5 protein-coding genes are annotated in these 7,649 nt (G+C 75.0%); 1 reads left to right on the top strand and 4 read right to left on the bottom strand.

Going from position 1 to position 7,649, the window contains the following annotated elements:
* The first annotated feature begins 192 nt into the window (after positions 1 to 192).
* Entirely contained in the window at positions 193 to 1,062 is an 870-nt protein-coding gene (locus ACIQGZ_RS17880) for a neutral zinc metallopeptidase (protein ID WP_402602816.1), read from the top strand.
* Positions 1,063 to 1,716: 654 nt separating this feature from the next.
* On the opposite strand, the gene ACIQGZ_RS17875 is transcribed toward ACIQGZ_RS17880, so the two are convergent.
* Genes ACIQGZ_RS17875 through ACIQGZ_RS17860 form a run of 4 tightly spaced genes read right to left on the bottom strand, consistent with a single transcriptional unit; the run spans position 1,717 to position 7,590 of the window.
* Positions 1,717 to 3,165: a salicylate synthase gene (locus tag ACIQGZ_RS17875; RefSeq protein ID WP_402602814.1), complete on the bottom strand. Its 1,449-nt coding sequence runs from the start codon at positions 3,163 to 3,165 to the stop codon at positions 1,717 to 1,719.
* A 59-nt stretch (positions 3,166 to 3,224) separates the two neighbouring features.
* Positions 3,225 to 4,982: an ABC transporter ATP-binding protein gene (locus ACIQGZ_RS17870; RefSeq protein ID WP_402602813.1), complete on the bottom strand. Its 1,758-nt coding sequence runs from the start codon at positions 4,980 to 4,982 to the stop codon at positions 3,225 to 3,227.
* A complete protein-coding gene (locus ACIQGZ_RS17865) occupies positions 4,979 to 6,865 on the bottom strand; it encodes an ABC transporter ATP-binding protein (protein ID WP_402602812.1) in 1,887 nt (628 codons plus the stop codon). Before ACIQGZ_RS17865 ends, ACIQGZ_RS17870 begins: the two co-directional genes overlap by 4 nt.
* Entirely contained in the window at positions 6,862 to 7,590 is a 729-nt protein-coding gene (locus tag ACIQGZ_RS17860) for a class I SAM-dependent methyltransferase (protein WP_402602810.1), read from the bottom strand. The genes ACIQGZ_RS17865 and ACIQGZ_RS17860 overlap by 4 nt, the downstream gene beginning before the upstream one ends.
* Positions 7,591 to 7,649: the final 59 nt, after the last annotated feature.

Raw genomic sequence — 7,649 nt, 5'->3', positions numbered from 1 at the left:
CATCAAAACGGACCGCACCAACGCAAACGCCACCACCATGACCAGCCCCCCACCGACCGCGACAACCAGCCCCCGAAACCCACCCCACCCCACCCTCACCACACAGCCACCCCAGCGCCCAACCAGCAGGACAGCAAGCTCCGGATAGGGTTCCCCTTCGCACGGCGGGTGCTCCTATCGAGGTGGAACGCGATGAAGTTTGACGATGAGGCAGGACTCGACAACTCCCAGGTGGAGGACCGGCGCGGGATGTCCGGCGGCAAGGTCGCGGTCGGCGGCGGGGTCCTGGGGGTCATAGGGCTGCTGGTCGCGCTGGCGCTGGGCGTCGACGCAGACGATCTGGGGCTGTCCGGCGACTCGACCACCGCTGCGGCGCCGGCCAAGGCCGTCGAGAAGTCCGACTGCCGCACCGGGGCGGACGCCAACACCAAGGACGACTGCCGCATCACCGCGGTGGTCAACAGCCTCCAGAACTTCTGGGACAGCGAACTCGACGGCTACACCCCGGCGAAGACCGTCTACTTCACCGGCACAGTGCCGACGGCGTGCGGCAAGGGGTCGTCCGACGACGGGCCCTTCTACTGCCCCGGGGACAACAAGGTGTACCTGGATCTCACCTTCTTCAAGGAGCTGCGCACCGAGTACGGGGCCAGCGGTGGACCGTTCGCACAGGCCTACGTGGTGGCCCACGAGTACGGGCACCACGTCCAGAACCTGCTGGGCACCATGGACGACCTCGACGACGACAAGGGCGCGCACAGCGACTCGGTGAAACTGGAACTGCAGGCCGACTGCTACGCGGGGGTCTGGGCCAAGCACGCGACCACCACCCCGCAGAAGTCCACCGGCCGCCCGCTGATCAGCAAGCTGTCGCGCGCCGACATCAACGAGGCCCTGGACGCGGCCGCGGCGATCGGCGACGACCGCCTCCAGAAGCAGTACGAGGGCAAGGTGACCCCGGAAACCTGGACGCACGGCTCCTCCGCGCAGCGGCAGAAGTGGTTCACCACCGGCTACACGACCGGCGACATCGACGCGTGCGACACCTTCCGCACCCGCTGACGGACCGGCCGGCGCGTCCACCCACCCGACCACCCGAACCCCCGGGGTGAGGCCGGCCACACCGCCGCACGGGCACCGCCGAGGGAACGGATGCTGCGCGCCCGCCGCCGGGGGATCGCCGGTCTCCTCCGCGCCGACGCCCCCGAGGGGACGGTCCCGTGGCCGCGCAGACCGACTTCCTCGGCGAGCGCCGGGGCCGCCAGGCGCCGGAGGAGCCACTGCGGCGCGCGGAGGGGACCGGGCAGCGCCCCCAGCGTGCTCGCCCCGGCCCGGTGGTCCTCCATGGGCGGCACCCCCTTCCGCCGGCACCGCCCCGGCATCACACGCGAGAGGGGCCGGGCCCGCTCCGTACGGCAGACGCGTGGCGCGCATCCCCCGCCTCAAGTGCGTCAGCAGCGGACAGCAGGCCCGACTGCGTGCGGTTGCCGCAGAGGTCCGGCGCCTCGCTCTGCTCAACGCCGCGCTGCCGGAGGGTCTCGAAGAGGCCCGCAGCGTCACACCCGTCCACCCCCCGGGCCGTCGCGCGAGCACCCCGCCACCCGTTCGGGCGGCCTCCTTCAGGGCCCCGGGTCCAGGCCCACGCCCTCCCGCGCCCACCGTCCCACGGTGCGGCGGTGCGGCGGTGCAGGGCCCCCGGCGGCGAGAGGCGCCCAGTCAGTCCTCGGCGAACCTGAGGTACGGAGCGACACTGCGCAGCTTCTCGCAGGTCTCCTCGATCTCCCGCTCGGGGCTGGACTGAGCGGTGACGCCCGCGCCGGCCCGCAGCCACGCCTCGCTTCCCGTGCCGATCAGGGTGCGCAGGACGAGGGCGGCGTCCAGAGCGCCGTCGGTGCTCCCCCGGAACACCGCGCCGCCGTACAGGCCCCGCGGCCCTTCCTCATGGCGGGCCAGAGCCTGGAGGGCGGCCCGTTTGGAGACACCGGTGGCGGTGATCGCCGGGAAGAGGGAGGCGAAGGCGTCCCACGGTCCGGTGTCCGGCCGCAGCCGGCCCGTCACCCGCGAGGCCAGGTGCTGCACCGACCCCCGCGGGCGGACCGCCATGAACTCCTCGACCACGACGGAGCCGGGCCGGCACACGGCCGCCATCTCGTCGCAGGCCAGGCGTACGGACACGGCGTGTTCGTGTACCTCCTTGGGGTCGCTGAGCAGTTCTGCGCGGCGGCGCTCGTTCTCCGCCGGGTCGGGTCCCAGTGCGCGGGTGCCCGCGAGCGGCTGGGTGCTGACGCGTCCGTCCTCCCCGACCTCCAGGACGGTCTCGGGGCTGAACCCGGCGGCGCGGTACCCGCCGAGGTCCAGCAGGTAGGAACGTGCCGGTGTGTTGGCCCGGCGGCCGGCGAGATAGGTCGCGGGGAAGTCCGGGCGGGGCGCGGCGGGCAGCGGGACCTTCCGGGAGAGCACGGCCTTCTCCAGGAGCCCCGCGCGGATGTCCCCGACGGTGCGGGAGACCGCCCGGCCGTAGGCGGCGGTGCCGGCGGCGATGACCCCCTCGGTCTTCTCCGGCGTCGGCTCGCCGGGGGCGGTCCGCCGCGCCGGCGGCTCCGCGAGCAGGTCGGCGACCTTGCGTGCCCATGCCTCGTCCACCGCGCGGACCACGGTGCGGTCGCGGGTGAGGGTCACCTCGACGTCGGGGATCAGCGCGTGCAGCAGGGGCCGGTCACCGGCCCTCGCGGGGTCCGCGTGCAGGAGGTGGGCGAGGTCGAAGGCCGCCCAGCCGTAGAAGTGGCGCGCCTCGCCGCCCGCGCCGCCCGCGTCCCGCAGCGCCGACCGGGCGGACAGGGCGGGCCGGGCGGGCCGGGCGGACAGGGCGGACAGGGCGGTGGCGAACGCCGTCAGCGGCTTCCGGTCGGTGCGCGAGTCCCAGGTCCGCCCGGCGGCCCGCGCGGTGATGCCGGCGGCGCCGGCGGTGACGCTCACGGAGCCCGCCGCGAAGTGCCAGACGCTGCCTTCCGCCTCGTACACCACGTACTGGTCGGCGAGTCCCGCCCGCGCGAGGCGGGTGGCGGTGGCCGCCGGGTCCCGGCAGGGCTCCCGGACGCTCGCGCAGGCGAGCGGGGGGACGGAGCGCGCCCATGCCTCCCAGGTGCTCCTGGATGCGGTGCTCATCGGTGTCGTGCCTTCTCTCTGCCGCTGGGGCCGGTCGATCGCGGGTGCCGGGTGCGCGGTCACGAAGGCGCCGCCTCCAGCCGCCAGCCGTGCGCCCGGGTCCGCCGCTCCCAGAAAGAGGCGTACGTGCCGCCCGCCGCGACCAGGTCGTCGTGCGTGCCCCGTTCGGTGATCTCGCCGTCCTCCAGGACGAGGATCTGGTCCGCGCTCACGACGGTGCTCAGCCGGTGCGCGATGACCAGCAGGGTCTTCCGGCCCGCCAGGGTGCGCACGGCCTCGGCGAACAGCGCCTCGTTCTCCTGGTCGAGGGCGGCGGTGGCCTCGTCGAGGACGAGGATCGGGGCGTCCTTGAGCAGGGCGCGGGCGATGGACACGCGCTGGCGCTGCCCGCCGGAGAGCCGTGCGCCGCCCTCCCCCACCCTGGCGGCCCATCCGCCGGGCAGCTCCTCGACCACGCGGTCGAGTCCGGACAGGGCCGCGGCCGCGGCCAGTTCGCCGGGGCTCGCGCCGGGGGCGGCGATGCGGACGTTCTCCTCGATGGTGCCGTCGAAGAGGTAGACGTCCTGGAACACCAGGGCGACGTGGGCTGCCAGGTCGTCGGGGGCGATCTCGCGGACGTCGACGCCGCCGATGCTGACGGTGCCCTCGGTGGCGTCCCGGAAGCGGGCGAGCAGGCCGGCGATCGTGGTCTTGCCCGCGCCGGAGGGCCCGACCAGGGCCGTCATGCTGCGCTCGGGCAGCCGGAAGGTCACGTCGTTCAGGACCGGCCGTGGGGCTGCCCCGTCCGCCGGCCCGCTGCCGTAGCGGAAGCCGACCCGGGTGAACTCCACGCTCGTGCCGCGGGGCGCCTTCGGCTCGGCGGGCTGGGGGAACGGCGGTTCGTCCAGGACCGCGCCGAGGCGTTCGAGGGTGTTGCGGGCGATGCGCATGCCCGCGCCGGCCTCGGCGGCGGACGACAGGCTGTCGATCAGGCGGACCAGCAGCACCAGGAGGGCCAGCAGGGTGGGCACGGTGAGCGACCCGTCGAGCTGCCACGACACGCCCAGCGCGAGCAGCAGGGCGAACACGAGCCGGGTGGCGAACGAGAAGGAGACGAACCCGGGCAGGCCCCGCGCGATGAGCCGCCGGTCCGCGCGCGCCTCGGCCGCCAGGGCGTCCTCCAGCGCCTCGTAGCCCTCCGCGGTCCGGCCGAACGCCCGGAGGACCGGCTGGTTGCGCGCGTACTCCAGGACCCGGTCGGCGGCCTCGCCCGCCGCGGCGTCGCGGCCGAGGTCGAGGCGGCGCATCACCGCCGTGCTCGCCGCCTGGACGGCGAACAGCACGGGCGCGCAGACCAGCAGCACCAGGGCGGTGCGGACGTCGAAGAGGAAGGTGGCGGCCACCAGCGTCGCCGGGGTGAGGAGCGAGCTGACGAACGGGCGCAGCAGGTGGGCCGGTGTGCTCATCACCTGGATGACGTTCTGTCCGGCGAGCCGGCTGAACTCGGCCGTGCGGCTGGCGGTGAACCAGCCGAGGGGCAGGCGCAGGGCCTGGTCCGCCATACGGCGGTGGAGCACCCGGGAGAGCTGGGAGCCGACCGTGAACCCGCCGCCGATGGCGGCTCCCTGGAGCACGGCGTGGGCGAGCGCGCAGCCGGCGAACGCCGCCAGCCAGGGCCACACGTCGTCGGGGTGCGGGCCGAGCAGGGCCCGCAGGACGGGCACCAGCAGGGCGAAGGCCGCGCCCTGCAGGACGGCCGCGCCGCACTGGAGGGCGAGCAGCCGGTTCAGCGGGCGGGAGCCCTCCGGCCCCAGGACCCGGTAGAGCTGACGGATCATCGTGCGCTTCCCTCTCGGATGGCGTCCGCCGCCCGGTCGGCGGCCGTGGGGGCGGGCAGGCGGCGGGGGGCGCCGTCGGTCCGGTCCGGCTGCGCGGCCCGCTGGGCCCGCCACAGCGTGGCGTAGCGGCCCTGGGCGGCCAGCAGGTCGTCGTGACGGCCCTGTTCGGTGACGCGTCCGTCCTCCAGCACCACGATCCGGTCGGCGGAGCGGACGGTCGACAGCCGGTGGGCGATGACGAGGAGGGTGCGGCCGGCCGCGAGCGCGGACAGGGCGTCCTGGATCAGTGCCTCGGAGTGCGGGTCGGCGTAGGCGGTCGCCTCGTCGAGTACGAGGACGGGCGCGTCGGCGAGCAGCGCCCGTGCGATGGAGAGGCGTTGTGCCTCTCCGCCGGACAGGGTGACGGCCATGCCGAGTTCGGTCGCGTAGCCGTCGGGCAGGGCCGTGACGCGGTCGTGGATGCGGGCGGCGCGGGCACACCGCTCGACGTCCTCGTCGGTGGCGTCGGGGCGGCCCAGGCGGATGTTGTCGGCGACGCTCGCCCGCAGCAGCCGTACGTCCTGGAGGACGAAGCCGACTCGGCGGTACAGCTCGGCGGCGGGGATGTCGCGGAGGTCGGCGCCGCCGAGGGTCACCGTGCCGGCCGTGACGTCGTGGAAGCGGGTCAGCAGGGACGCCAGGGTGGACTTGCCCGAGCCGGAGGGGCCGACCAGCGCGGTGACCGTGCCGGGCGCGAGGTCGAGGTCGATGCCGCTGAGGACGTCGCTCTGCCCGTCGTAGGAGAAGGACACCCCGCGCATGGACACGTGGTGGCCGTCGGGCAGGGCGGGGGTCGCGGGCTCGGGGAGCGTGGGGGTGCGCAGCAGTTCCGTGATGCGTACGGCGGCGGCCTGGCCGGCCCGGATCTGCTGGATGCGGGGGCCGACGACGCCCATGGGGGCGGCGACGGCGGGGCCGAGCAGCAGGAAGGGGACGAGTTCCGCGCCGGTCATCCGGTCCTGGGTGACGAGCGCGGCGCCCACCGCGGACAGGAGCAGCAGGACGACGGCCGGGGCGACCACGAGCACGGCGGCGGTGGAGCTGGCCAGGGTGGTCCGGACCCAGCGGGTGAAGAAGTCGGCGAAGCCCTCGGTAGCGTCGACGAAACGCTCGTGTGCCTTGCGTCCGCGTCCGAAGCTCTTGAACACGGCGATGCCGGTGGCGAACTCCACGGCGGCGGCGGAGATGCGCCCCAGCGCGGCGCCGAACTCGGCCATCTGCGCGGCCGCGCCGGTCATGGCGCGGCTGAACAGGAGCACGCCGAGGAGCAGGGGCACCAGGCTGACCAGGGCGAGGCGCCAGTCGGCCGTGAACAGGTAGGCCAGTGCCAGGACCGGGGCGGTGAGGACGGCGACGACGTCGAGCAGGGTGTGTGCGAACAGCGTGTGCAGTGCCCTCACGTCGTCCTGCACGGCCTGCTTGACGGCGCCGGTGCCCTGGTCGGTGAGCCGGCCGAGCGGGAGCCGCCCGACGTGCCGCGCGAGGCGGCGGCGCAGGGAGAGCTGGAGGTCGTTGTCGGCGAGGTGGGCGAGGGCGCCGGCCGCCGTGCCGCACGCCAGGGCGAGCAGGCCGGCCGCGCAGGCCAGGGTGACCAGCGGCCACAGGGCGTCACCGTCGGCGGGTGGTCCGCCGGTGAGGCGGCCGGCGATCCGGGAGACGGCGATGAACGGCACCACTGCGGCGAGGGCCGCGACGCTCTGGAGGGCGACGGCGAGGGCCAGCCGGCGCCGGACGGGTCCGGCGATCGCGCGGAGCGGGCGCGGGGGCGCGGCGGTGCCCGCGCCGGGGGCTGCCGGGTCTCGGGGCACCGCGCCCTGGCCGGGCCCGGAGGAGGGCGGCTTCACTTGAGGAGTACTCCGATCTCGGGGATGGGCCTGCCGCCGGCCTCGGTGATGCGGCGGCTGGTCATGCCGGCCTCGCGGGCCAGCCGGGCGACGTCGAAGGTGTGCCAGTCGTAGCTGTCGGTGACCTCGCGTACGACGCGTCCTCCGCGCAGGACCTTCCAGGTGGTGGTGAAGCGCATGGCGTCGCCCTCGGTGGGTTCGCCGCCGATCCACCACTCGTACGTCTGGCGTCCGATGGCCTCTCGGAGCGACATCACCGGCGGGATGCGGCGGGGTGAGGCGACCCCCATCAGTTCCACGACGATGGGCGCCCCGTCCGGCAGGCGGGCGGCGAGCCGCTTCCACAGCGCGACGCGTTCGGGGGCGGTGAGGTGGCCGGCCACGCCGAAGATGACGACGGCGGAGAGCCGCTCGGGTAGGACGAGGTCCTGGGCGGCGCCGTCGACGACCGTCACCCGGCGCCGCAGGTCCGGGTAGCGGGCGACCCGGGAGGTGAGCATGGCTCGCATGGTGGGCGACGGTTCGGCCGCGAGGATCTCCGCCTCGGGCAGCGCGGAGGCGATGACCTCGGTCACGCGTCCGGTGCCGGCGCCGATCTCGAGGACGGGGCCGTGCGAGGTGTCCAGGCCTGTGAGGACGCGGGTCAGCGGCGGACCGCTGCTGGCGGTGTGCCGGGTGGCGACCAGCTCGTAGAACTCGGCCGAGGTCGCGTAGTAGTCGATCACGACAGTCTCCGGGCGGGGGCGGGGGCGCGCATGGCGTGCGGGGTGCGGACGGCCGGTCG

Origin of the sequence: Streptomyces sp. NPDC092296, from assembly GCF_044755465.1 — a bacterium.
Lineage (GTDB): Bacteria > Actinomycetota > Actinomycetes > Streptomycetales > Streptomycetaceae > Peterkaempfera.
Note: the sequence above shows the minus strand (reverse complement) of the source record. Positions and strands in the feature narration are given on the sequence as shown.

Excerpts from the sequence above, each read along its gene's own strand:
- ACIQGZ_RS17880 (WP_402602816.1), top strand. The coding sequence starts at position 193 with ATGAAGTTTGACGATGAGGCAGGACTCGACAACTCCCAGGTGGAGGAC.
- ACIQGZ_RS17875 (WP_402602814.1), bottom strand. The coding sequence starts at position 3,165 with ATGAGCACCGCATCCAGGAGCACCTGGGAGGCATGGGCGCGCTCCGTC.
- ACIQGZ_RS17870 (WP_402602813.1), bottom strand. The coding sequence starts at position 4,982 with ATGATCCGTCAGCTCTACCGGGTCCTGGGGCCGGAGGGCTCCCGCCCG.